20 protein-coding genes and 1 pseudogene are annotated in these 24,327 nt (G+C 37.8%); 11 read left to right on the forward strand and 10 right to left on the reverse strand.

Features of this window, described 5'->3' with window-relative positions; all coding sequences use genetic code 11:
* Nucleotide 1 precedes the first annotated feature (1 nt).
* From FE813_RS09080 to yciH, 8 genes are all read left to right on the forward strand, one after another.
* Entirely contained in the window at nt 2–1,159 is a 1,158-nt protein-coding gene (locus FE813_RS09080; RefSeq protein WP_139990292.1) for an amidohydrolase, read from the forward strand.
* Nucleotides 1,160–1,214: 55 nt separating this feature from the next.
* Nucleotides 1,215–1,892, forward strand: coding sequence for a (d)CMP kinase (cmk, locus tag FE813_RS09085; protein ID WP_180978725.1), 678 nt, complete (start codon nt 1,215–1,217; stop codon nt 1,890–1,892).
* Nucleotides 1,893–1,988: 96 nt separating this feature from the next.
* Nucleotides 1,989–3,638: a 30S ribosomal protein S1 gene (gene rpsA / locus FE813_RS09090; protein ID WP_139990293.1), complete on the forward strand. Its 1,650-nt coding sequence runs from the start codon at nt 1,989–1,991 to the stop codon at nt 3,636–3,638.
* Between the two features lie 122 nt (nt 3,639–3,760).
* A complete protein-coding gene (locus tag FE813_RS09095; protein ID WP_065264606.1) occupies nt 3,761–4,042 on the forward strand; it encodes an integration host factor subunit beta in 282 nt (93 codons plus the stop codon).
* 81 nt (nt 4,043–4,123) lie between these two features.
* Nucleotides 4,124–4,417 carry a LapA family protein gene (locus FE813_RS09100; protein ID WP_065264607.1) on the forward strand — a complete coding sequence of 98 codons (294 nt, stop codon included), beginning with the start codon at nt 4,124–4,126 and terminating at the stop codon, nt 4,415–4,417.
* Entirely contained in the window at nt 4,417–5,607 is a 1,191-nt protein-coding gene (gene lapB, locus FE813_RS09105; protein ID WP_139990294.1) for a lipopolysaccharide assembly protein LapB, read from the forward strand. Before FE813_RS09100 ends, lapB begins: the two co-directional genes overlap by 1 nt.
* A 23-nt stretch (nt 5,608–5,630) precedes the next feature.
* Complete coding sequence (gene pyrF / locus FE813_RS09110; protein ID WP_139990295.1) at nt 5,631–6,323, forward strand: orotidine-5'-phosphate decarboxylase; 693 nt, start codon at nt 5,631–5,633, stop codon at nt 6,321–6,323.
* Between the two features lie 5 nt (nt 6,324–6,328).
* Nucleotides 6,329–6,649 carry a stress response translation initiation inhibitor YciH gene (yciH, locus tag FE813_RS09115; protein WP_106013367.1) on the forward strand — a complete coding sequence of 107 codons (321 nt, stop codon included), beginning with the start codon at nt 6,329–6,331 and terminating at the stop codon, nt 6,647–6,649.
* A 28-nt stretch (nt 6,650–6,677) separates the two neighbouring features.
* Here yciH and hda read toward each other — a convergent pair whose 3' ends face one another.
* From hda to dnaK, 6 genes are all read right to left on the reverse strand, one after another.
* A complete protein-coding gene (gene hda, locus FE813_RS09120; RefSeq protein WP_139990296.1) occupies nt 6,678–7,373 on the reverse strand; it encodes a DnaA regulatory inactivator Hda in 696 nt (231 codons plus the stop codon).
* 69 nt (nt 7,374–7,442) lie between these two features.
* Complete coding sequence (locus tag FE813_RS09125; RefSeq protein ID WP_139990297.1) at nt 7,443–8,687, reverse strand: nucleobase:cation symporter-2 family protein; 1,245 nt, start codon at nt 8,685–8,687, stop codon at nt 7,443–7,445.
* 109 nt (nt 8,688–8,796) lie between these two features.
* The gene (gene upp, locus FE813_RS09130; RefSeq protein ID WP_139990298.1) at nt 8,797–9,423 is read right to left on the reverse strand and encodes a uracil phosphoribosyltransferase; all 627 of its coding nucleotides are present in this window, start codon (nt 9,421–9,423) and stop codon (nt 8,797–8,799) included.
* A gap of 178 nt (nt 9,424–9,601) precedes the next feature.
* Nucleotides 9,602–10,750, reverse strand: coding sequence for a molecular chaperone DnaJ (dnaJ, locus tag FE813_RS09135; RefSeq protein WP_139990299.1), 1,149 nt, complete (start codon nt 10,748–10,750; stop codon nt 9,602–9,604).
* Nucleotides 10,751–10,812: 62 nt separating this feature from the next.
* Entirely contained in the window at nt 10,813–11,217 is a 405-nt protein-coding gene (locus FE813_RS09140; protein WP_139990300.1) for a GyrI-like domain-containing protein, read from the reverse strand.
* A gap of 233 nt (nt 11,218–11,450) precedes the next feature.
* Nucleotides 11,451–13,358 carry a molecular chaperone DnaK gene (gene dnaK / locus FE813_RS09145; RefSeq protein ID WP_139990301.1) on the reverse strand — a complete coding sequence of 636 codons (1,908 nt, stop codon included), beginning with the start codon at nt 13,356–13,358 and terminating at the stop codon, nt 11,451–11,453.
* Nucleotides 13,359–13,671: 313 nt separating this feature from the next.
* On the opposite strand from dnaK, the gene FE813_RS09150 reads away from it, so the two are divergent.
* Nucleotides 13,672–15,114 carry a YdgA family protein gene (locus tag FE813_RS09150; protein ID WP_139990302.1) on the forward strand — a complete coding sequence of 481 codons (1,443 nt, stop codon included), beginning with the start codon at nt 13,672–13,674 and terminating at the stop codon, nt 15,112–15,114.
* Between the two features lie 87 nt (nt 15,115–15,201).
* Here the strand turns inward: FE813_RS09150 and FE813_RS09155 are convergent, their stop codons facing one another.
* From FE813_RS09155 to mgsA, 4 genes and pseudogenes are all read right to left on the reverse strand, one after another.
* On the reverse strand, nt 15,202–15,516 hold the full coding sequence (locus FE813_RS09155; RefSeq protein ID WP_139990303.1) for a hypothetical protein: 315 nt from the start codon (nt 15,514–15,516) through the stop codon (nt 15,202–15,204).
* 32 nt (nt 15,517–15,548) lie between these two features.
* Nucleotides 15,549–17,018, reverse strand: a pseudogene (locus FE813_RS09160) (surface lipoprotein assembly modifier).
* Nucleotides 17,019–17,109: 91 nt separating this feature from the next.
* On the reverse strand, nt 17,110–18,624 hold the full coding sequence (locus tag FE813_RS09165; RefSeq protein WP_139990304.1) for a cell envelope integrity TolA family protein: 1,515 nt from the start codon (nt 18,622–18,624) through the stop codon (nt 17,110–17,112).
* A 283-nt stretch (nt 18,625–18,907) separates the two neighbouring features.
* Nucleotides 18,908–19,366: a methylglyoxal synthase gene (gene mgsA / locus FE813_RS09170; RefSeq protein ID WP_139990305.1), complete on the reverse strand. Its 459-nt coding sequence runs from the start codon at nt 19,364–19,366 to the stop codon at nt 18,908–18,910.
* A 303-nt stretch (nt 19,367–19,669) separates the two neighbouring features.
* Here mgsA and aceE point away from each other — a divergent pair, with 303 nt between their 5' ends.
* Nucleotides 19,670–22,330 carry a pyruvate dehydrogenase (acetyl-transferring), homodimeric type gene (gene aceE / locus FE813_RS09175; RefSeq protein ID WP_139990306.1) on the forward strand — a complete coding sequence of 887 codons (2,661 nt, stop codon included), beginning with the start codon at nt 19,670–19,672 and terminating at the stop codon, nt 22,328–22,330.
* 63 nt (nt 22,331–22,393) lie between these two features.
* Entirely contained in the window at nt 22,394–24,286 is a 1,893-nt protein-coding gene (gene aceF / locus FE813_RS09180) for a pyruvate dehydrogenase complex dihydrolipoyllysine-residue acetyltransferase (RefSeq protein WP_139990307.1), read from the forward strand.
* The last annotated feature ends 41 nt before the right edge of the window (nt 24,287–24,327 follow it).

Consider the following 24,327-nt stretch of genomic DNA (forward strand, 5'->3'; position numbering starts at 1 on the left):
TATGGAAAAATTAAATCAATTGACACAACAATATCAAATCTTGGCAGATTTTTTACGTCAATTTCGTCAAGAACGCCATCAATATCCAGAGCTTTCCAATGAAGAATTTGAAACAACGGCAAAAATTAGGGAAGTTTTAGAAAAACATCATATTGATATTTTACCATTTCCACTTCAAACAGGATTAGTGGCAGAGATTAAAGGCCTTAAAGCTGGAAAAACCGTAATGCTGCGTGCAGATATAGATGCATTACCAATAGAGGAAGAATCAGGTGTTGAATTTAGCTCAAAAAAAGTTGGTATTATGCATGCCTGTGGACATGATTTTCATATGTCAGCTGCACTTGGTGCTGCAATTTTATTAAAACAGCATCAAAATGAATTAGAGGGGACAGTTAGAGTATTGTTTCAGGCTGCAGAAGAAACAGGTTTAGGTGCATTGAACGTATTAAAGTCTGGTGCTTTACAAAATGTAGATGCTATTTTTGGTTTACATAATGATCCCATGTTGCCTGTAGGTACAGTAGGTACCAAGTCACATGCATTAACAGCAGGAGTGGATCGTTTTGAAATTCGTATTTTAGCAAAGGGAGCTCATGCGGCTTGCCCACAGGATGGTAAAGATCCCATAGTAGTACTTGCTCAGATTATTAGTGTTGTTCAAACTATTATCAGTCGAAATATTGCGGCTAATGAAAATGCGGTTATTTCCATAACTCATATTGAAAGTGGTAATACTTGGAACGTCATCCCTGACAATGCTTATTTAGAAGGAACTGTTCGAAGTTTTAATGCGAATGTAAGAACTCAGATTGAACAGCGTTTACGTATGTTATTGCAAGGTATTGCGATTACGTTTGATGTTGAAATAGAACTAGATTGGCATGCTGGCCCGCCTTCTGTAAATAATGATGAGCAGTTGGTTCCTTTTGTTTTAAATGTAGCAGGTGCTATTGGATTTGAGACTAAAATTGTGGAAGCGAGTCCCATTGGTGAAGACTTTGCTTTTTATCAAGTAGAAGTGCCAGGTGTATTTGTTATGATAGGTTCAGGTGGAGCTTATGCATTACATCACCCTAAATTCCGTGTAGATGATAGGGTGTTGTTTCCAACCGCTTATTACTTATATGAGTTAGCAAAAGAATTTTTAGCGAAATAACTCGTTTATCTCTATAATACGATAGATTGTCATAATTAGGTAAGAGATAGGTAGCATGGGAACGATTATTACCGTTGATGGGCCTAGCGGTGCTGGGAAAGGTACGCTTTGTTACGCTTTGGCTGAAAAGCTAGGTTATGCGTTGTTGGATAGTGGAGCGATTTATCGCGTTACAGCATTAGCTGCATTACAACGTAAAACTGATTTAACAAATGAGTCGGCGCTAGCTGAATTAGCCCGTCACTTAAATATTCAATTTATTCCTCAAAATGGCGAGGTGAATATTTTGCTTGCTGGAATGAATGTAAGCCATTTAATTCGTACTCAAGAAGTCGCTGATGCCGCATCTAAAGTAGCTGTGTTTCCAGAAGTGCGGTCAGCTTTGCTACAACTTCAGCAAGATTTTGCGAAAAATGATGGATTAATTGCTGATGGTAGAGATATGGGTACTGTGGTATTCCCAAATGCTCAAGTGAAGTTATTTTTAGATGCGAGTGCTGAAGAACGTGCAAAAAGACGTTATAAACAGTTGCAAAATAAAGGAATAAATGGTAACTTTGAACAGATTTTAGCCGAGATAAAAGAGCGTGATTTTCGTGATAGAAATCGAGAGGTTGCGCCTCTAAAACCGGCTGATGATGCTTTGTTATTGGATAGCACAACGTTGAGTATTGGTGAAGTTATTGATCAGGCGTTAGCTTATATTCAAGAAAAGGTGTCAGTTTCGATTTAACTGTTTGTTCAAGGAAGAATAAGCATTTATCCTCAACCCCGCATTTTATGGATTTTAATGTGGATGTTATTAACTTAAATTAAGAAGATTATTTATATGTCAGAATCTTTTGCTCAACTTTTTGAAGAATCATTAAAAGGCCTTGAAACTCGTCAAGGTTCAATCGTTAGCGGTACTGTAGTAGCTATCCAAAAAGGCTTTGTGCTTGTTGATGCAGGTTTAAAATCTGAGTCTGCAATCCCAGTTGCTGAATTCTTAAATGCACAAGGCGAACTTGAAATCCAAGTTGGCGATACTGTAAATGTTGCATTAGATGCAGTTGAAGATGGTTTCGGTGAAACTAAACTTTCTCGTGAGAAAGCTGTTCGTCACGAATCTTGGATTGAATTAGAAAAAGCTTACGAAGAAAAAGCGACCGTTATCGGTTTAATCAACGGCAAAGTGAAAGGTGGTTTCACAGTTGAGTTAAACGGTGTTCGTGCATTCTTACCTGGTTCTTTAGTTGATACTCGTCCAGCGCGTGAAGCAGATCACTTACTTGGTAAAGAATTAGAATTCAAAGTAATCAAATTAGATCAAAAACGTAACAACGTTGTTGTTTCTCGTCGTGCAGTGATTGAATCTGAAAACAGCCAAGAACGTGAACAAGTATTAGAAAATCTTGTTGAAGGTTCAGAAGTTAAAGGGATCGTTAAAAACTTAACTGAGTACGGTGCATTCGTTGATCTTGGTGGTGTTGACGGTTTATTACATATCACAGATATGGCTTGGAAACGTGTTAAACACCCAAGCGAAATCGTGAATGTTGGCGATGAAGTTACTGTTAAAGTATTAAAATTTGATAAAGATCGTACTCGTGTGTCTTTAGGCTTAAAACAATTAGGCCAAGATCCATGGGCTGCAATTGCTGAAAATCACCCAGTAAACAGCAAATTAACTGGTAAAGTAACTAACTTAACAGACTATGGTTGTTTCGTTGAGATCTTAGATGGCGTTGAAGGTTTAGTTCACGTTTCTGAAATGGATTGGACTAACAAAAATATCCACCCATCTAAAGTTGTTAGCTTAGGCGATACTGTTGAAGTAATGGTATTAGAAATTGATGAAGAACGTCGTCGTATTTCTTTAGGCTTAAAACAATGTAAAGCTAACCCATGGACTCAATTTGCTGAAACTCACAATAAAGGCGATAAAGTAACTGGTAAAATCAAGTCTATCACTGATTTCGGTATCTTCATCGGTCTTGAAGGTGGTATCGATGGTTTAGTTCACTTATCTGATATTTCTTGGAATGTATCAGGTGAAGAAGCAGTTCGTAACTACAAAAAAGGTGACGAAGTTTCTGCAGTAGTATTAGCAGTTGATGCAGTGAAAGAGCGTATTTCTTTAGGTATCAAACAACTTGAAGAAGATCCATTCAATAACTTCGTAGCGATCAACAAAAAAGGTGCTGTAGTATCTGTAACTGTAGTTGAAGCAGATGCAAAAGGTGCTAAAGTTGAATTAGCGGGCGGCGTTGAAGGTTATATCCGCGCAGCTGATTTAACAAATGAAGTTGCTGCAGGTGACGTAGTTGAAGCTAAATACACTGGTGTAGATCGTAAATCTCGTATCGTTCACTTATCAGTGAAAGCAAAAGATCAAGCTGAAGAAGCTGCAGCAGTTGCAAATGTGAATAACAAACAAGAAGAAGTTGCTATTCCAAACGCAATGGCTGAAGCATTTAAAGCAGCTAAAGGTGAATAATTAATTCACATAGTAAGGCTGGGCTCATGTCCAGCCTTATTTGTTAGGGCTTATTGCTAATGTATTGAAATAATGTATTAGCAATAGATCTTAATTTGAATAATATGAGGGGAGAAAAGACGATGACTAAATCAGAACTTATCGAAAAATTATCAGAAAAGCATCCAATGTTACCTCTGAAAATGGTTGAAAATATTGTAAAAGATATTCTTGAGTTTATGTCTCAGTCTCTCGAAAATGGTGATCGTATTGAAGTTCGTGGGTTTGGTAGTTTTTCGTTACATTATCGTCAGCCTCGTTTAGGGCGTAATCCTAAAACAGGTGATTCAGTAAAATTAGATGAGAAATCAGTGCCACATTTCAAGGCGGGTAAAGAATTAAAAGAACGAGTAAATTGTTTATAGTTCATTAGTACAAACGGCGCGTAAGTGTCGTTTTTTATTAGAAAGTTTGGCATAATAGTGGCGTAATTGAAGAGGGGAATTATGATTAAGTATATTTTAGGTTTTGTGATTGTTATTGCTATTGTACTTGTTGCGATTACTGTTGGAGCCAATAACGATCAAATAATAACCTTTAACTATATTGTGGCAGAAAGCCAGCTCCAACTTTCTACACTTGTCGCGATTTTATTTGGTTTTGGGTTAATTCTTGGTTGGTTAATTAGTGGATTTTTCTATTTAAAATTAAAATTCAAGAATATGGTTTTAGCGCGCCAAGTTAAACGTCAAACATTACAACTTCATGAATTAACGACTACCCGTGATAAGGCTGTCTAATGCTGGAATTACTCTTTCTACTATTACCCATCGCTGCAGCCTATGGTTGGTACATGGGGCAGCGTAGTGTAAAGAAAGATCAAGATGACATTAGTAATAAACTCTCCCGAGATTATGTTACGGGGGTAAACTTCTTACTTTCCAATCAAACTGATAAGGCTGTAGATCTATTTTTGAATATGCTACAAAAGCAAGAAGCCGAAAATGAAATCGAAAGCCACTCCCAATTTGAAGCTGAACTGACTCTTGGCAATCTATTCCGTTCTAGAGGCGAAGTTGATCGTGCTCTTCGCATTCATCAGGCTTTAGATCGTAGCCCAAATTATACTTTTGAACAAAAACTGCTCGCTAAGCAGCAGCTTGCTCGAGATTTTATGACGGTTGGTTTTTTTGACCGAGCTGAAAGTCTTTATATTTTACTAGTGGATGAACCTGAATTTGCAGAAAATGCTTTGCAGCAACTTTTAGTGATTTATCAAAAAACTAAAGAATGGAAAAAAGCGGTTAATATTGCTGAAAAACTCGCAAAAATCAAACCCCAAGAGAATAATATTGAACTTGCGCAATGTTATTGTGAATGTTCACAAAGTTTAGAGCCTGAAAATGCGGTTGAAAAACGCAGTATTTTACAAAAAGCTTTGTTGGTTTCTCCTACTTGTGTTCGCGCTTCTTTATTACTCGCAAATTTAGAAATGCTTGAAGGTCAATATCAACAAGCAGCAAAAATACTAGAAAATGTTTTGGAGCAAAATCCAGATTATACGGGTGAAATTTTATCATCTTTAAAACATTGTTATGAAGAATTAAATCAGTTAGATAACTTTGAGTTATTCTTAATTCGTGCTGGTCAAATTACTAATAATGATGAGGTAGAGTTAGCCCTAGTTAAATTAATTGAAGAAAAAGATGGAAAACTTGCTGCTCAAGCTAAGCTTTATCAGCAACTCACGAAAAAGCCAAGTACTTTAATTTTCCATCGTTTTATGCAGTATCAAATTGATGAGGCAGAAGACGGACGTGGAAAAGAAAGTCTAATTTTATTACATAAAATGGTGGGGGAACGAATTAAGCAAACTTCAGCTTATCGTTGTACAAATTGTGGTTATCAAATCCACAAGTTGTTGTGGAATTGCCCATCTTGCCGTCAATGGGAATGTATTAAACCAGTTTCAAGTCAAGAACATAATTAATTGATACTCTGTGAGGTAACATTATGACAAGTAAAATTATTGTGGCATTGGATTATGAGAAAGAATCAGATGCTCTTGCTTTAGTTGATCAAATTGATCCGAATTTGTGTCGATTAAAAGTGGGTAAAGAAATGTTTACTACACTTGGTATGAATTTTGTAAAACAATTGCATCAACGTAATTTTGATGTTTTCTTAGATCTTAAATATCATGACATTCCAAATACGGTAGCAAGAGCGGTCCGATCCGCCGCTGATTTGGGGGTATGGATGGTCGATTTGCACGCAAGCGGTGGGCTACGAATGATGGAAGAAGCTAAGAGAATTCTTGAACCTTATGGGAAAGATGCGCCATTGCTTATTGCTGTGACGGTATTAACCAGTATGGAAGATTTGGATTTATTACAAATTGGGATTAATGCATCGCCAATGGAACAAGTTTTACGCTTAGCTCATTTAACCCAACGCTCAGGTTTGGATGGAGTGGTTTGTTCTCCGCAAGAGGTTGAAATTTTACGTAACGCTTGTGGAGAAGAGTTTAAATTGGTGACCCCAGGTATTCGTCCAACTGGGGCTGATTTTGGTGATCAGAGACGAGTGATGACTCCTACTGCTGCGATTCGTGCTGGTTCAGATTATTTAGTAATAGGGCGCCCTATTACTAAAGCTAATAATCCAGTAGAGGTTCTTCGTTCTATTAACGCGTCTATTAGGTAAGAATGATGTCAGATTCTGTTTTAGTGTATTCAACTGATGCGGGGCGAATTAAAGAGGAAAAGGCTTCTGTAGTTCGTCCAAAAGGAGACGGTGTTGTACGTATCCAAAAACAAACGAGTGGTAGGAAAGGTGCAGGCGTATCGGTTATAACTGGTTTAGATTTATCTGATGAGGAATTGAAAAAATTAGCTGCTGAATTAAAAAAACGTTGTGGATGTGGTGGTTCAGTTAAAAATGGAATGATTGAGATTCAAGGTGAAAAGCGTGATTTGCTCAAGCAATTTTTAGAGCAAAAAGGGTTTACCGTTAAATTATCAGGTGGATGATTAAAAAGGCGCATTAGCGCCTTTTTTGTTAAAGATTTAAAATTTCTTTAACGAAAGGAATCGTAAGATTTCGTTGTGCTTGCAACGAGGCTTTATCTAGTAGATCAAGTGCTTCAAATAATGTGTGCATGTCTCGTGCTAGTCGTGTAAGTAAAAAATTAGCCGTCTCATCGGGTAATTGAATTCCTCGTTGATAAGCGTTATGTTGTAGCACACTAATTTTTTGCTCGTCAGTTAGGGAATTTAATTGATAAATTTCACCCCAAGTCAAGCGGGAGTTCAAATCAGGCAATTTTACAGAAAGTGCAGAAGGCGATTTATCTGAACTAATAAGCAAAAGCGTTTTTCCGCTTGCTTTAATTCGATTGAATAGATCAAAAATAGCTAATTCCCATTCGTCATTTCCGATCACACTTTGTACATCATCTAGACATACTAATTCTTGCTGTTCTAGATTTTCAAGAACTGCGGTAGAAAAATATTGAGATTTGCTGAGCGGTACATAAATAGCAGTACGTTGATTGATTAAATATTCGTTACTGAATGCTCTCAGAAGATGAGTTTTTCCAGAACCTTTATTTCCCCAAATATAGAAAAACTGTTGTTTTAATTCAGATGAATTTTTGCGTAAAGAATTGAGCAATAAAAGATTATTATCGCCGTAAAAGTTTTCTAATGTGGCATCATCAATTTGATGAATGGGTAAGGGAAGCTGCTTATTCAAATATTTATGTATAATAGATTACAAGTAAGAAAAGGGCTAAATTGGGATTTAACCCTTTTAAAAGAACTCTTATTCTACTTCATTTTTTGCTTTCGGTAAAACAAGGTTTAAGATGATAGCAACAACTGCGCATAAGCTGATACCTTTTAGTGATACATTGCCTACATCTACAAACATATTGCCGATACCAAATGTCATTACGACAGAAATAATACACAGATTACGTGCTTCGGTAACATCAACTTTGCCACGAATTAAGGTGCTCATGCCCACGACTGCGATTGAACCGAAAACAAGCATCATAATTCCTCCCATTACAATAGTTGGAATCGTTGATAGGAATGCACCTACTTTTCCACAGAATGAAATTGCAATAGCCCAAACGGCAGCCCATGTCATAATATTAGGATTGAAATTTCGGGTTAACATTACGGCACCAGTTACTTCAGAATAAGTTGTATTTGGTGGGCCACCCACTAAAGATGCAGCTGCAGTTGCTAAGCTATCGCCTAATAAAGTGCGGTGTAATCCTGGTTTTTTTAAAAAGTCCTTACCTGTTACAGAGCTGATTGCCATAATACCGCCAACGTGTTCTACCGCCGGTGCAATAGCAATTGGCAACATATAAAGAATAGCTTCTAGGCTAAATTCAGGCTTAGTTAATTTTGGTAAGCTAAACCAAGGCGCATCAATCACTGGTTGGAAATTAATTAAACCAAGGAATAAGCATAAAATATAGCCCGCAGTAATACCAAACATAATCGGGATGAGTCTCATCAATCCTTTGGCAAACACAGCTACAGATAAAGTAGTGAGAAGTGTTACCATTGAAACTAATATAGCGTCGTTATAAGCATAAGCACTGTTTTTGCCTAATGACATATCAACTGCCACTGGGGCAAGCCCCATCCCAATAATAATAATCACTGGGCCTACAACAATCGGTGGGAAAATGCGTTGTAATGCTTCTGTTCCACGTAATTTTACTAACGTGCTTAGCGCTAGATATACAAGACCAGCAGATGCTAAACCACCCATAGTGGTCGCAATGCCCCAAGTTTGAACACCATATTGAATCGGCGCGATAAAGGCAAAAGATGAGGCTAAGAAAATAGGAACTTGTTTGCCAGTGCAAAGTTGGAAGAGTAGGGTGCCAACGCCGGCAGTTAATAATGCTGTATTGGAATCAAGTCCTGTAATTAATGGTACAAGAACAAGCGCACCAAATGCGACGAAGAGCATCTGTAGGCCAACGAATGATTGTTTTAATGTACTTTGTTTTTCCGAAGGGAAAGAAGAAGTTTGATTTGTCATTTAGTTTCAACTCTCTGTTTGAATTAACTTAAAGTGCGGTCAGTTTTTCTAGTGTTTCACGCACACAAAAAGACGGCAAGAAAATGCCGTCCATCTTTTATTTTGGGGATTATTTGGTCCCAAAAATTTTATCACCCGCGTCACCTAGACCCGGAATAATGTAACCATGTTTATTTAGGTGGCTATCAATAGAAGCGCAGTAAAGTTCAATGTCAGGATGTGCCGCTTCAAGAGCCTTAATACCTTCTGGCGCAGCGACTAAAACTAATACTTTAATATGCTTACAACCTTTTGCTTTTAAAAGATCAAGGGTAGCAATCATAGAACCGCCCGTTGCAAGCATCGGATCAACAACAATGGCAAGACGCTCTTCTAAATCGCTAGCTAATTTTTGGAAGTAAGGGACTGGTTCAAGAGTTTCTTCATTACGGTAGATCCCCACTACACTGATGCGTGCGCTTGGTACATGTTCAAGTACACCATCCATCATACCTAAACCTGCACGTAAAATTGGGACAACCGTTACTTTTTTACCTTTAATTCGGTCGATTTCTACTGGGCCATTCCAACCGTTGATCGTTACTTTTTCAGTTTCTAAATCTGACGTTGCTTCGTAGGTTAATAGGCTACCGATTTCTGTTGCCAGTTCACGGAATTTTTTTGTATCAATCTCAGCTTCACGCATCACACCTAATTTGTGTTTAACAAGTGGGTGTTTTACTTCAACCAGTTTCATATTTACTCTCCTTTTGGCGTTTAAAAAACAAATTGACGAATTCTAGATTAAAAAAAAGAAAAAAGGTAGCAATTTATGAAAATATTTTAAAGAATACCAAGAATGGAATAGGGACAACTATAATAATTTGGATAGGCTATAAGCAAAAAGTCCGCGAAAGCGGACTTTTTAATTATCTTTATTTGTCAGATTTACCCAAATTATCAAAGAATTTTTTCACACCATCCAAAAATCCTGAAGATTTTGGTGCGTGTTTACTTAAATCTTTACCTTGTAAACTTTCTTCAAGTTTTTGGAGTAATTCTTTTTGTTCGCTGGTTAAATTAACGGGTGTTTCGACCACAATACGGCAAATTAAATCACCCGCATAACCACTACGTGTAGAGGCAACTCCTTTGCCTCGCATGCGGAATAATTTTCCAGTTTGCGTTTCAGCTGGGATTTTAAGCTTCACTCTGCCATCTAAGGTTGGCACTTCAATTTCACCGCCAAGTGCTGCCGTGGCAAAGCTAATCGGTACTTCGCAATATAAGTTGTTACCATCACGTTCAAAAATGTTATGTTCTCTCACGTGAATCACAACATATAAATCTCCAGCTGGTGCACCATTTTCGCCCGCTGCGCCTTTGCCAGCTAAGCGAAGTTGGTTGCCCGTATCTACGCCTGCAGGAATTTTTACTGAAAGATTTTCTTTCTTATGAACGCGTCCTTCGCCGTGACAGCTTCGACAAGGTTTTTCAATTTTCTTACCACTACCATGACAAGTTGGACAAATACTTTCAGATACAAAGAAACCTTGCTGACGACGAATTCGACCAGAGCCGTGACAATGCGGACAAGTTTCCACTTTAGAACCTTTTTCAGCACCAGAACCACCACAGCTCTCACAATGCGCAAGAGTATTGATTTGAATATCTTTGGTTGTACCTTTTACGGCTTCTTCCAAAGTAATTTCTAAGTCATAGCGTAAGTCTTCGCCACGAACAACACGCTGGCGACCACGTCCACCGCCACCAAAAATATCTCCAAAGATATCGCCGAACATATCACCAAAATCAGCACCGCCAAAGCCACCACCGAAACCACCTGCGCCACCACCTTGTTCAAAGGCTGCATGGCCATATTGATCATAGGCTGCACGTTTTTGATCGTCGCCTAATACTTCATAAGCTTCATTAATTTCTTTGAATTTTTCTTCCGCTTCTTTACTGCCTTGGTTTTTATCAGGGTGATGTTTAGACGCTAAACGTTTATACGCACGTTTAATGTCATTCTCACTCGCCCCTTTTTTCAAGCCAAGGACTTCGTAGTAATCTTTTTTTGCCATAGTGTTTCCGTATTTTTATTTGCAAATATTTTGTCATTTCTGACCGCTTGCATTCGCTATTTTTAGCAATGTGGGCAAATTGAAATATAAATATCCACTTTTCCATTTGGATAATATTTCTCAAAATCCACTTTATAAGCACGTTTTAATAAACCTTGCTTTTCTTTATTCCAAATGCGTTGCCACGTTTGAACTGCTGATTCATAAGTCGTGGGGAAGATTTCATACCAAGTCAGATCTTCAATTTCAATGGTTGAAAAACTGCCTTCAGGTTTACTTTCTTGAGCAATAGCAACATCATAATAGCCCGTAAAATCCGATTCGTAATTCAGATAAACACCATAATAAGGCTCATTTTGAGGCAATTTTACAAAATTATTCTGCCAAAGCTGTCCAATCTTTTCTGCAGGATTTTCCTTTGTGTTATGCGTACGAATTGTAGCAAGTGGATAAAGTGTTAGTGGCATAACTATTCCTTAAATTTACAAAACTCTGGGTAAATTTGACCGCTTATAACATACTCCCCTCTTTAGCAAAGAGGGGCGGGGGAAGATTTGGCAGAAGTAAATTTAGCTCATAAGAAAATTTGATATCGCTATCAAATCTCCCCTAACCCCTCTTTTCTAAAGAGGGGGATCATTTATATACACCAAAAGGGCGTGTTTCCACGCCCTTTGTTTATGCTAAGAAGAGCGGTGAATTATTTATTATCTTTCACTTCTTCAAATTCCGCATCTACCACACCATCATCTTTTGCTGATGATTGTTGTGGTTGCTCGCCACCAGCTTGTTGAGCTTTTGCTTGCGCTGCTTGCATTAACGGTTCAGAGGCTTTAATTACAGCTTCAATTTTCGCTTCAATTTCTGCTTTATCTTCGCCTTTTGCTGCTGTTTCAAGCTCAGCGATTGCAGCTTCAATTTTCTCTTTATCTGCAGCACTCAATGCGTCACCAGCTTCTGCAATTTGTTTACGTGTTGCGTGAGCAATGCCATCTGCTTGATTACGCGCTTGAACAACTTCTTCAAATTTACGGTCTGCATCAGCATTTGCTTCTGCATCACGCACCATTTGTTGAATTTCTTCATCAGATAAACCAGAAGATGCTTGAATACGAATTTGTTGTTCTTTACCCGTATTTTTATCTTTCGCAGATACGTTGATTACTCCGTTTGCATCGATATCAAATGTTACTTCGATTTGTGGCATACCACGCGGTGCAGGATTAATACCTTCTAGGTTGAATTGACCTAAAGATTTATTGTCTGCCGCACGTTTACGTTCACCTTGAAGAACGTGAATGGTTACCGCACTTTGGTTATCTTCCGCTGTTGAGAACACTTGCGATTTTTTGGTTGGAATCGTGGTGTTTTTCTCAATTAAAGTGGTCATCACGCCGCCCATAGTTTCGATACCAAGAGATAACGGAGTAACGTCTAATAAAAGAACGTCTTTTACATCACCTTTTAATACACCACCTTGAACTGCCGCACCGATTGCCACCGCTTCATCAGGGTTAACATCTTTACGAGCTTCTTTACCAAAGAACTCAGCAACTTTTTGTTGTACAAGTGGCATACGAGTTTGACCACCCACAAGAATAATATCGTGAATTTCACTTACGCCTTTACCTGCATCTTTTAATACAGCTTTCAAAGACTCAATTGAGCTTGCCACTAAATCTTCTACTAATGCTTCTAATTTTGCACGAGTGATATTTAATGCTAAGTGTTTAGGGCCTGTAGCATCTGCAGTGATGTACGGAAGGTTCACTTCAGTAGATTGAGCTGATGAAAGTTCAATTTTAGCTTTCTCTGCTGCTTCTTTTACGCGTTGTAATGCCATTGGGTCATTACGTAAATCGATGTTTTGTTCTTTTTTGAACTCATCAATAATGTAATCAATTACACGGTTATCGAAGTCTTCACCACCTAAGTGAGTGTTACCACCTGTTGCCAATACCTCGAAAGTTTGTTCGCCATCAAAGTTATCAATCTCGATGATTGAAATATCGAATGTACCACCACCTAAGTCGTAAACTGCGATCACTTGATTCTCTTTGCTTGAACCTAAACCGAACGCTAACGCAGCCGCTGTTGGTTCATTGATGATACGTTTAACGTCTAAACCTGCGATTTTACCCGCATCAATCGTTGCTTGACGTTGTGCATCGTTAAAGTATGCTGGAACAGTAATTACCGCTTCTGTTACAGATTCACCTAAGAAGTCTTCTGCTGTTTTTTTCATTTTTTTCAATACTTCAGCAGAGATTTGCGGTGGTGCTAATTTATCACCTTTTACATTTACCCACGCATCGCCGTTGTCAGCACGAGTAATTTCGAAAGGCATAATTTTAATATCGCGTTGAACTTCTTCGCTTTCAAAACGACGGCCAATTAAACGTTTAATAGCAAACAATGTATTTTTCGGGTTAGTGATTGCTTGACGTTTTGCTGGCTGACCAACTAAAGTTTCATTGTCTGTATAAGCAATAATTGAAGGGGTTGTACGTGCACCTTCTGCATTTTCAATTACGCGAGCCTTGTCGCCTTCCATAACTGCTACACAAGAGTTTGTTGTACCTAAGTCAATACCAATAATTTTTCCCATTTTGTACTCCTAGTAAAAATTTTAAAATTCGGGGTTGAACTTATAAACGTCTCAAAATAGCCTCTATCACAAATATTTTTGAAACATCTACAAGCCCTATTTGTTACGAATTGTAAGATGTGGATATTCTTTCGCATTTCAAGAGAAAATTTTAAAAATTTTTTATTTCTTAAAGTGCGGTAATTTCCGTTCTTGTTTTCAAGATAAGTCTCAAATGATGAACTTCAAGGGGAAAACAAAAATTTTTAGGTAAGAAAAAGGGATTTATGATAAATTTGGCGAAAATTTTTACTTTAAAATAGGAAAGAAATAAATGAAAAAATCAAAAATTGCTGCAGGCGTAGTCGTTGCTCTTGCTGCCGTTTGGTGTACTGGTGCATGGTTTACAGGGAAAAAAGCGGAAGAAGAATATTTACATCAACTCAAACAGTTAAATCAACTATTTGCTAAAACAGATGTATTAGAAGAAAGTAAAATTTTTTATAAAAATATAAAATTTGATAGAGGATTATTTGCGTCTCATATTCAAGATCAAATAGAAATCCACAAGGCAAATGAAACGATCATTATTCCTTTATCATCAACGCTTTATCACGGTCCTTTGCCTCTTGATCGTGTGGCGAAACTGAATTTCGTTCCAACCATTTTTTCAAGCCAAACCTTATTAGGAAAAAATGCAACAACTCAGGCATTCTTTGACATCACAAAATCAGAGAAACCGTTACAACTGAATTTTGCAATGAATTATGCCTTAAACGGTAATGCGGAATTAAAACTTGCAGCGGGGCAATATCACAATGAGCAATCTAAGGCAGATTTTGATTGGTCAAATGTCGTCTTAAATGTTGATTTAGACAAAAATGAACCAAGCAATTATACGCTATCGGTAGATGCATTTAATTCAAATGACCCTAATCAGGCAGTTTCAACGGCTTCATCAATTAAAATAAAAGATCTTGTCTTACAAGGCTCACTACAAAGCACAAAATGGCCATTTATTTATAGTGGGAACATCAATAGTAAAATAGGCTATTTTGAGCAAAATACCGAATCTGCAGAGACTGGGGAAAAATTCTCTCTTATTCAGAAAAACAGCCAAGCAAATTTAACTACACAAGTTGAGGGTGATACAGTAAATATCATCAATAAAACAAATCTAGATGAATTACATATTAACGGCAACAACTTAGGTAAAGTGACCAACAATGTAGAATTCAACCATATTGATGGCAACGCATTACAAGAACTTTTAAACATTTTAGTGGCAATAGGCAAGGCTGATTCAGATACGCCTTTATCTAAAACATTGGTGCAAAAATTACAACAAGCAGGCATGGTCATTGCGAATAATCAGCCTCAAATTAAATTTGCCCCTCTTTCTATTTCTGATGAAAAAGGCAAAGTGGCATTGGATCTGAATATTGCTTTAGTGCCAAACCCTAAATTTGATTTAATGCGCAGCGGCTTATACAAACAATTCAAAGATTTTTCGATCAATTTTGATGTGAATAAAGAAACTGCGATTTCATTGTTATCTAAATTTGTACCAGAAAACCAAAAGCAAGATTTAGTTCACCGATTGGATGAATTAGTCTCTGATGGAGAAGCGAATGGCATTATCGTAAACTCTGATAAAACAGTCACATTAACGCTTGCTTTAGAAAATAACGAATTGAAACTAAACGGAAAGCCAATCCCAGAAGAACAATTGAAAATGATCCTCTTCATGCTTGTAATGGGGGGAATTGGGAGATAATTTGTAGAGACTAAAAGGAAATCTGACAGTATGCTTTCACATCTGTCAGATTAACTCTTGTAGTTAATAAATATGCTTTGAATTCAATTACTTACAAAGTCCGATTGTATTACTAAAAACATCACACTTTCCTTTACTTGTACCACCATCAATTGGAGTACATCTTGGGGCAGCAGTTAAACCAAAGCTAAAAAATCCGCCCCCTAAAATGGTGCAGTTATGTTTTTTCCCTTTAATCATTGCATTATAAGTAGTTTCTGAAAAACCATGAGAAATGTTAGAAACTTGTACTTGATTTTGATCATAACCAAATTCAAAAGAGGTTTTTCTTTCAAGTGTTGACTGACCAACACAACCAGAAAGAATAATTGTAGAGAGAGATAATAATGTTAATTTTTTCATAAGATTTTCCTTATTTTTGGTTAATAAAAGATTTAAAACGTTTTCTCAAACAACATATTCACATTCTTCTGTGTATAAGAATACATTTCTGGAATATTGCTATCTTGTTTACGCCAACTTAATTGGAGTTTTGGTGTAATTCCCCAAATATGCCAGTCGCGTTTCCATAGGGATAAATTTATGCCGTAAATTTTATCTTCTCGACGCTTTCCAAAAGAAAACAAATTGAGATTACCGAGTTTGGCAATATCTTTAAATTCACGTTTCATTATGGATAAGCCGAGACGTGAGGAAATGCCCCAATTCCATTCTTGTCCCCAACCTAAACGTAGGCTTTTACTGTCTGAACCATATTGACGAACCTTCGTTCTTTCTGCCATAAAATCAGAACCGAGGTAGAAAAACTGTTTTGGTGTTCTTGCTCACAGCAAGGTTGCGGAAACTAGTTTGTTATTGCCGTTTTGTGATGTGCTGTCTAAATAACGTTGTTTTGAAAACTCTCCTGCTGTAGAAAGTTGCCAGTTTGGGCTTAACCAACGAGAAAATTCCACCCTTGCCCCATTAGACCAACGGTAACTTTCGCCGCCATACCAACGTTTTTCATAAAAAGGTTTGATACGGAAATTTTGCTTCGCAGTTTTATGTGCATAGCCAACAAAAGTGCGGTTGGAAATATCATCAAATTCATGATTATCCCAATAGCTCTTGCCACCAAACTCATTGCCCACCGTGAGATAATGAGAACCCCATAAATTGAAATCTCTGGAAATATCGAATGAATACGCTAAGCCGTGTGCTGTTTGTGGCATCATTGATTCGGAACGCGTTAAGGTGCCACCATTATTTAATGCGACCGTTTTTCCGTCGCCGACATTGTTGACATTGGTATCACGCACATAATTAAAAGAAAAATCCACATTCCAGCTATCACGTTCTTTTAAAGCCTCTAAATAAGCATCCATTAAACGCTTAACTTGAGGCGGTAAATCCTCTGCGGTTTGTGCTTTTTCAAATTGGTCTTTAGCAGCACTGTCTTGTTTTTGATTGAATAAAGCGATAGCCAGTTCAATTCGTACAGGGTTTAAATTTGGATTTTTGGCTAAAATTTCGCGATATTTATCAATAGCTACAGTATAGTTTTCCGTTATCGCAGCCAATTTTCCTTCCGCAAAGCGTTCCATAATCGGGTCACGATTTGGAAAAGTGCGGTAAATTTCCAGCAATTTTTTTATCATTTCTGGATTACGGGCATAAATGGCACGGCTTAATAATTCGTGGGTTAAAGCGGGGTTTTGTTTAAGTTGCTCAAGGGTAATTTGAATTTGTTCGACTTGCTCTGTGCCTAAGGGCGGTAAATTTTGTTCGCGTTTTTCAAGTTTAGCGACATTAATTTGTGGTTCAAGTTCGGTTTTAATTGGTGTTTGACGAATGTCTAGTACTGTTGTTTCTGCCAAAGCAAGAGCAGGGCAAAGCGCGGTAAAAAAGAGGGTAATATTTTTCATAAAATGGGTAACAATCTAATACATAAGATTAAAGTGAAGGCGGAGGTTAAAAATGGCGGACAAATGCCCGCCAAATACTGTTTTATAACGATTACTCAGGCTGCTTCGTTGCTCCAAATACACCCTCATAATCTAACAAACCATTTTTAGGTATATTGTCAGAATAAAGTTGTCTCTCTTCTTTTTTGTCAAAATAAGTAGGGTCACCAAATCCTGGTCCTCTATTAAGAGAATACTTAATTTGACCTATAACGTCTGTGGCATTTTTATCTATAACCATAGCATCCATACTCATGTGGTAGTCATAATCAGAATCAAATGCTTTTTCAAACGTCTGACCAGCCTTAAAGCGGCTAGCTACTAAAGAATCTTCAATATTGAATTTTATATTATTTCCAAGTACGTTGCTGTTAATAACCCCGTCAAACATTCTAGCTGATACACGTTTTGCGAATTCAACTTTAAATGTAATATCTCCGTCAACCTTTGGCTCATCAATTACAATTAAATTTGTTTTTGGAATCGCTCTTTGTGTTCTAGCAATAATATTTCCTTTATATGTAAAGGTTTTCCCTTGGAGGGATTCATTATTGTACCGAATACCACCTTTTACATAGAGTCCCTGAACAAAATCAAAATCACGACCAGAAAGAGACTGTGCAAATAATTCAGAACGGTGCTGATCAACAAATAATGCGCCATAACTAGAATAAGGATTATTAATAAAGAGATAATTTACATCTTTGTTGTTATAATCCGCTTTTTTAATAATTAATTTATCACTACCATGCTCAAAAGACTTATCATCAAGCTCAATCACTTTCGGCAGTGTTGTTTTTGTTGTATAACTACCCTCATGAACTCCAAGATATTTCCCTCCTTTTTTGATATTATTTGCCGTAATTTCTGACAGCACAATTCTATCTTCGTTTTTATCTGATTCAGATAATACATCAGATGAAGGATACTTATCAGGAGTTAGTAGCTCGGTTACATCTTTGTAATTTGGGAAGAAATATTTAAATGGATGTTCAAGATCGTCTCCTTCATACATCCATCCTTGACCCCATGTTTTTATTTTACCATCAGATGTTTTTGGCATTTTATCTAACTCTGATTTAACACGAGCATCTACAGAAGATTGTTTTTCTTTTTCTAAACGTTCTTTTTCTAAACGTTCTCTTTCTAAGCGTTGACGATTCTCTTCTTCCAATTTGGCTTTTTGTTCCGCTTTAATACGTTCTTCTTCAAGACGTTTTGCTTCTTCAGCCTTTTCTTTGGCTTCACGTTCTAGACGAGCTTTTTCTTCTAAGTCTTTTGCTTTTTTAGCTTCTTCAGCTTTAACTTTTGCTTCTTCTTCTAAACGTTTTTGCTCAGCAGCTTTCTGTTGTGCTTCACGTTCTGCTTTGGCTTTTTCTTCTTCAGCGTTTTGTTCTGCTTCTGATTTTTTACTCTTATCTTGAGCATTAGGCTTGGATTGAGAATTTGGATTTGTCGGTTGAACTTGCTTAGGCTGCTGATTATTACTTGGCGAAGTAGAAGAACAAGCCACAGCACCCAATGAAACTAAAATCGCAAGTGCGGTTGTTTTAAAGGTTGGTTTCATAATTTTTTCCTTTTGGAATCATAAAAAAATAGAGGAATGTTCTTATTGAAAACAAGAGATTTTATAGATGAAAAAATGCATTTATAAAAAACACCAATAAAAACTTTCTCATTCTAAAAAAAAAAAAAACGCAAGCTAAAATGATTAAAAAATAAAAAATTTTTATTTCTTTCTGATAATTTAGGCGGATTGAAAAAAATAGAGAGGAGAAAAAGAAAAATTAAGGAGAGAAAAATCCCCCTGAACACTAGAAAGTACGTTTATCAGGGGGAAAATATGAATGTTATTTTAACCGCTCTTTTAAATACCCTTCATAATCTGGTACTTCAATTTCCACATCTTGTTCAAATAAAACTGAAGTTAACATGAAATCTGCGGAGCTTTGATTAATCGCAACCGGGATATTCCACACAGTTGCAATACGCATGAGGGCTTTCACATCTGGATCATGTGGTGCGGCATTCATTGGATCCCAAAAGAAGATCATCATGTCGATTTTCTTTTCTGCGATTAATCCGCCAAGTTGTTGGTCGCCGCCCATCGGACCACTTAATAAAGATTGAATGCTTAAACCTGTTTCTCGTTCTAAAATATGCCCTGTGGTACCTGTTGCATAAAGTATATGAGGAGCTAGGGCATCTTTGTGTTTTTGCGTCCAATTCAGTAAATTTTTTTTGCAGCTATCATGAGCCACAAGCGCAATACGTTTGTGTTGAGTGAGCGTTCGAGTCGTTATATGCATGATTGATTCCTTTTTGAAATAAGTTTGAAAACTTTAAAGCAAAGCCCTACATAATGCAATGTTTTACTTATGATTTTAATAGGCTTTACAAAAGGCGAGAAAAAATTACCGCACTTTCAAAAGATTACCGATTAACACAGTACTGAACAGGGATATTTGATGAAAATTTACTATCTTTATCTCAAAAAATCTTCTAAAATTTGCAAGATTTGTTAAATGTTTGTAAAAAGGCAAGCATTTCTGATATTCGTGTTTAGTGTTTACTAAACTAATGTTCACTTAATTAACAGATAAGGAAAACCTATGTCTGAGATTTTAAAAAATGACGTTGATCCAATCGAAACTCAAGATTGGTTACAATCATTAGATTCTTTGATTCGTGAAGAAGGCGTAGAGCGTGCACAATATATTATTGAGCAAGTTATCGGCCAAGCACGCACCAACGGTGTTTCATTACCTACAGGTGTAACGACCGATTATGTCAATACTATCCCTGCTTCTGAACAACCTGCTTACCCAGGTGATCATGCTATTGAGCGTCGTATTCGTTCTGCTGTGCGTTGGAATGCTATTGCTATGGTATTGCGTAGTCAGAAGAAAGATCTTGATTTAGGTGGCCATATCTCAACTTTCCAATCTGCTGCAACCATGTATGAAGTGTGCTATAACCACTTCTTCAAAGCAGCAACGGAGAAAAACGGTGGCGACTTAATTTTCTTTCAAGGCCATGCTGCTCCGGGTATGTATGCGCGTGCATTCTTAGAAGGTCGTTTAACTGAAGAACAAATGGATAACTTCCGTCAAGAAGCCTTTACCGATGGTTTATCTTCATATCCACATCCTAAATTAATGCCTGAATTCTGGCAATTCTCTACTGTATCTATGGGTTTAGGCCCTGTGAACGCAATTTATCAAGCGCGTTTCTTGAAATACTTAGATAACCGTGGCTTAAAAGATACCAAAGATCAAAAAGTCTATGCATTCTTAGGCGATGGTGAAATGGATGAAATTGAGTCTAAAGGTGCATTAACTTTTGCGGCTCGTGAGAAATTAAATAATCTAATCTTCACTATCAGCTGTAACTTACAACGTTTAGACGGCCCGGTTAATGGTAACGGTAAAATCGTTCAAGAATTAGAAGGATTGTTTACTGGTGCGGGCTGGGAAGTAATCAAAGTATTATGGGGCAGCGACTGGGATAAATTATTCGCTAAAGATACTTCAGGTAAATTAACTCAGTTAATGATGGAAGTAGTTGACGGTGATTATTTAACCTTTAAATCTAAAGACGGTGCTTATGTTCGTGAACATTTCTTCGGTCGTTATCCAGAAACCGCTGCATTAGTTGCAGATATGACTGATGATGAAATTTGGGCATTACGCCGTGGTGCACACGATAGCGAAAAATTATATGCAGCCTATGCAAAAGCACAAAATGCAACGAAACCAGTTGTGATTTTAGCGCATCAAGTTAAAGGTTATAAAATTCCTGAAGCGGAAAGTAAAAACACTGCTCACCAATCTAAAAAAATGTCTTACGAAAGCCTTAAAGGTTTCCGTGACTACTTCGATTTACCATTGACTGATGAGCAAGTAGAAAAATTAGAATACATTAAATTTGCAGAAGGAACGCCTGAGTATGAATACTTACATGGCCACCGTAAAGCATTAAACGGCTATGTTCCTGCTCGTCGTACTAAATTTGATGTTGAATATAAAGTTCCTGCATTAGAAGAGTTTAAAGCATTATTAGAAGAACAACCTCGTGGTATTTCAACCACTATGGCGTTCACTCGTGCATTAAACATCTTATTAAAAGATAAAAACATTGGTAAAACTATCGTTCCAATGATTGCGGATGAAGCGCGTACATTCGGTATGGAAGGTTTGTTCCGTCAAGTTGGTATTTATAACCCACATGGTCAAAACTATGTTCCTTCAGATCGTGATTTAGTTGCATACTATCGTGAAGCAAAAGATGGTCAAGTGCTACAAGAAGGTATCAATGAATTAGGTGCGACAGCATCTTGGTTAGCAGCAGCGAATTCATACTCCGTTAATAATCAACCAATGATTCCATTCTTCATCTATTACTCCATGTTTGGTTTCCAACGCGTGGGTGATATGATGTGGGCGGCTGGAGACCAATTAGCTCGTGGTTTCATGGTGGGTGGTACTTCAGGCCGTACGACATTAAACGGTGAAGGTTTACAACACGAAGATGGTCATAGCCATATTCAAGCAGGTATCATTCCTAACTGTATCACTTACGATCCATCATTTGCATTTGAAGTTGCTGTAATTATGCAAGATGGTATTAACCGCATGTACGGCGAAAAACAAGAAGATATATTCTATTACATGACAACATTAAATGAAGTCATGGATCAACCTGCAATGCCAGCTGGTGCAGAAGAAGGTATCCGTAAAGGTTTATACAAATTTGAAACAGTGGAAGGTAAAAAAGGCAAAGGCCACGTTCAATTGTTAGGTTCTGGTGCCATCATGCGTCATGTTCGTGAAGCGGCACAAATTCTTGCAAAAGATTATGGTGTCACCTCCGATGTATTCTCAGCACCTTCATTCAATGAATTAGCGCGTGAAGGTCACGATGCTGCACGTTGGAATTTATTACACCCGACAGAGACACAACGCGTACCATACGTTGCTCAAGTATTAGCTGATTTACCAACCGTTGCTTCAACTGACTATGTTAAAGCATACGCAGATCAAATCCGTGCATTCGTACCAAGTCGTCATTATCATGTGTTAGGTACAGATGGTTTCGGTCGTTCAGACAGCCGTGCAAACTTACGTGAACACTTCGAAGTTGATGCACGTTATGTTGTGGTTGCTGCACTTTCTCAATTAGCGAAAGAAGGTACAGTATCTAACCAAGTTGTTGCAGATGCGATTGCGAAATTCGGTTTGAATGTAGATCGTATCAATCCGCTTTACGCGTAATTGATGAAAACTGCGGTCAAAAAACATCGTGTTTTATGACCGCACTTTAAAAGGAACAAAAAAATGTCAAAACAAATTCAAATTCCTGATATTGGTAGTGATGAAGTTACAGTAACAGAAGTCATGGTAAACGTAGGTGATACCATTTCTGTTGATCAATCTATCATTAACGTTGAAGGCGATAAAGCTTCAATGGAAGTGCCTGCACCAGAAGCGGGTGTTGTAAAAGAGGTTTTAGTTAAAGTCGGTGATAAAGTCACAACAGGCACCCCAATGCTCGTATTAGAAGCTACAGGCGCTGCGCCAGCTGCTGAAGCACCTGCAGCACCAGTAGCTACTACTGCGCCAACTGCGTCGGCTGTTGTTGAAGTAAACGTACCAGACATCGGTTCTGATGAAGTAAACGTTACTGAAATTATGGTTAAAGTGGGTGATAGTGTTGAAGTTGATCAATCAATCATCAATGTTGAAGGCGATAAAGCTTCAATGGAAGTTCCAGCACCAATCGCAGGTGTAGTAAAAGAAATTTTAATCAATGTCGGTGATAAAGTTTCAACTGGAAAACTCATCATGAAATTTGAAACGGCATCAGCTGCTCCAGCTGCTGCATCAGCACCAGCTCAAACAGCTGCACCTGTAGCTGCCACAACATCTGCAATTAAAGATGTGAATGTGCCAGATATTGGTGGTGATGAAGTCAATGTGACTGAAATCATGGTTACCGTTGGTGATAGCGTTTCAGAAGATCAATCATTAATTACCGTTGAAGGTGATAAAGCGTCAATGGAAGTTCCAGCTCCATTCAGCGGTGTAGTAAAAGAAATTCTCGTGAAATCAGGTGATAAAGTATCGACTGGTTCATTAATTATGCGCTTTGAAGTAGCAGGTGCAGCGCCAGCTGCGGCAACATCTACTCCAGCACCACAAGTTGCATCGCCTGCGCCGGCAGCACAACCTGCGGCTCAATCTGGCAATGTATCTGGCTTAAGCCAAGAACAAGTGGTCGCAAGCGCTGGCTATGCGCATGCTACTCCAGTTATTCGTCGTTTAGCACGTGAATTTGGCGTAAACTTAGATAAAGTAAAAGGTTCTGGTCGTAAAGGTCGTATCGTTAAAGAAGATATCGAAGCTTATGTGAAGACCGCAGTTAAAGCTTATGAAAGCGGTGTAACAGCACAAGCTGCTGGCAATGGCGTAGCGAATGGTGCTGGCTTAGGCTTATTGCCATGGCCAAAAGTTGATTTCAGTAAATTCGGTGAAGTTGAAGAAGTCGAATTAAGCCGTATCAACAAAATTTCAGGTGCCAACTTACATCGTAACTGGGTCATGATTCCACACGTTACTCACTTCGATAAAGCAGATATCACGGATTTAGAAGCATTCCGTAAAGAACAAAATGCGTTAGCAGAAAAACAAAAACTTGGCGTGAAAATTACTCCAGTTGTGTTCATTATGAAAGCGGTGGCAAAAGCATTAGAAGCATATCCACGTTTCAACAGCTCAATTACCGAAGATGCTCAACGCTTAATCCTGAAAAAATATATTAACATTGGTGTCGCAGTAGATACACCAAATGGCTTAGTCGTGCCTGTATTTAAGAACGTGAACAAAAAAGGCATTATCGAACTTTCGCGTGAATTAATGGAAGTATCGAAAAAAGCACGTGAAGGCAAATTGACTGCATCTGATATGCAAGGTGGCTGTTTCACCATTTCAAGTCTTGGTGGTATTGGTACAACTCACTTTGCACCAATCGTAAACGCGCCAGAAGTTGCCATCCTTGGTGTATCTAAATCATCAATGGAACCAGTATGGAATGGTAAAGAATTTGCGCCACGCTTAATTCTTCCAATGTCATTATCATTCGACCACCGTGTCATTGATGGTGCGGATGGTGCACGATTCATTAGCTATATCGGTGCTGTATTAGCAGATTTACGCCGTTTGATTATGTAATAATGCCCCCTTCTTCTAATTAGAAGAAAGGACGTTTTAGC

The sequence above is a fragment of the Haemophilus seminalis genome (assembly GCF_006384255.1).
GTDB classification, from domain to species: Bacteria; Pseudomonadota; Gammaproteobacteria; order Enterobacterales; family Pasteurellaceae; genus Haemophilus; species Haemophilus seminalis.

Coding starts and splice junctions, on each gene's coding strand:
- lapB (WP_139990294.1), top strand. CDS start 4,417: ATGCTGGAATTACTCTTTCTACTATTACCCATCGCTGCAGCCTATGGT.
- pyrF (WP_139990295.1), top strand. CDS start 5,631: ATGACAAGTAAAATTATTGTGGCATTGGATTATGAGAAAGAATCAGAT.
- FE813_RS09140 (WP_139990300.1), bottom strand. CDS start 11,217: ATGCCACTAACACTTTATCCACTTGCTACAATTCGTACGCATAACACA.
- FE813_RS09165 (WP_139990304.1), bottom strand. CDS start 18,624: ATGAAACCAACCTTTAAAACAACCGCACTTGCGATTTTAGTTTCATTG.
- FE813_RS09080 (WP_139990292.1), top strand. CDS start 2: ATGGAAAAATTAAATCAATTGACACAACAATATCAAATCTTGGCAGAT.
- mgsA (WP_139990305.1), bottom strand. CDS start 19,366: ATGCATATAACGACTCGAACGCTCACTCAACACAAACGTATTGCGCTT.
- dnaJ (WP_139990299.1), bottom strand. CDS start 10,750: ATGGCAAAAAAAGATTACTACGAAGTCCTTGGCTTGAAAAAAGGGGCG.
- cmk (WP_180978725.1), top strand. CDS start 1,215: ATGGGAACGATTATTACCGTTGATGGGCCTAGCGGTGCTGGGAAAGGT.
- FE813_RS09100 (WP_065264607.1), top strand. CDS start 4,124: ATGATTAAGTATATTTTAGGTTTTGTGATTGTTATTGCTATTGTACTT.
- aceF (WP_139990307.1), top strand. CDS start 22,394: ATGTCAAAACAAATTCAAATTCCTGATATTGGTAGTGATGAAGTTACA.
- FE813_RS09150 (WP_139990302.1), top strand. CDS start 13,672: ATGAAAAAATCAAAAATTGCTGCAGGCGTAGTCGTTGCTCTTGCTGCC.
- dnaK (WP_139990301.1), bottom strand. CDS start 13,358: ATGGGAAAAATTATTGGTATTGACTTAGGTACAACAAACTCTTGTGTA.
- aceE (WP_139990306.1), top strand. CDS start 19,670: ATGTCTGAGATTTTAAAAAATGACGTTGATCCAATCGAAACTCAAGAT.
- FE813_RS09095 (WP_065264606.1), top strand. CDS start 3,761: ATGACTAAATCAGAACTTATCGAAAAATTATCAGAAAAGCATCCAATG.
- FE813_RS09125 (WP_139990297.1), bottom strand. CDS start 8,687: ATGACAAATCAAACTTCTTCTTTCCCTTCGGAAAAACAAAGTACATTA.
- FE813_RS09155 (WP_139990303.1), bottom strand. CDS start 15,516: ATGAAAAAATTAACATTATTATCTCTCTCTACAATTATTCTTTCTGGT.
- rpsA (WP_139990293.1), top strand. CDS start 1,989: ATGTCAGAATCTTTTGCTCAACTTTTTGAAGAATCATTAAAAGGCCTT.
- yciH (WP_106013367.1), top strand. CDS start 6,329: ATGTCAGATTCTGTTTTAGTGTATTCAACTGATGCGGGGCGAATTAAA.
- upp (WP_139990298.1), bottom strand. CDS start 9,423: ATGAAACTGGTTGAAGTAAAACACCCACTTGTTAAACACAAATTAGGT.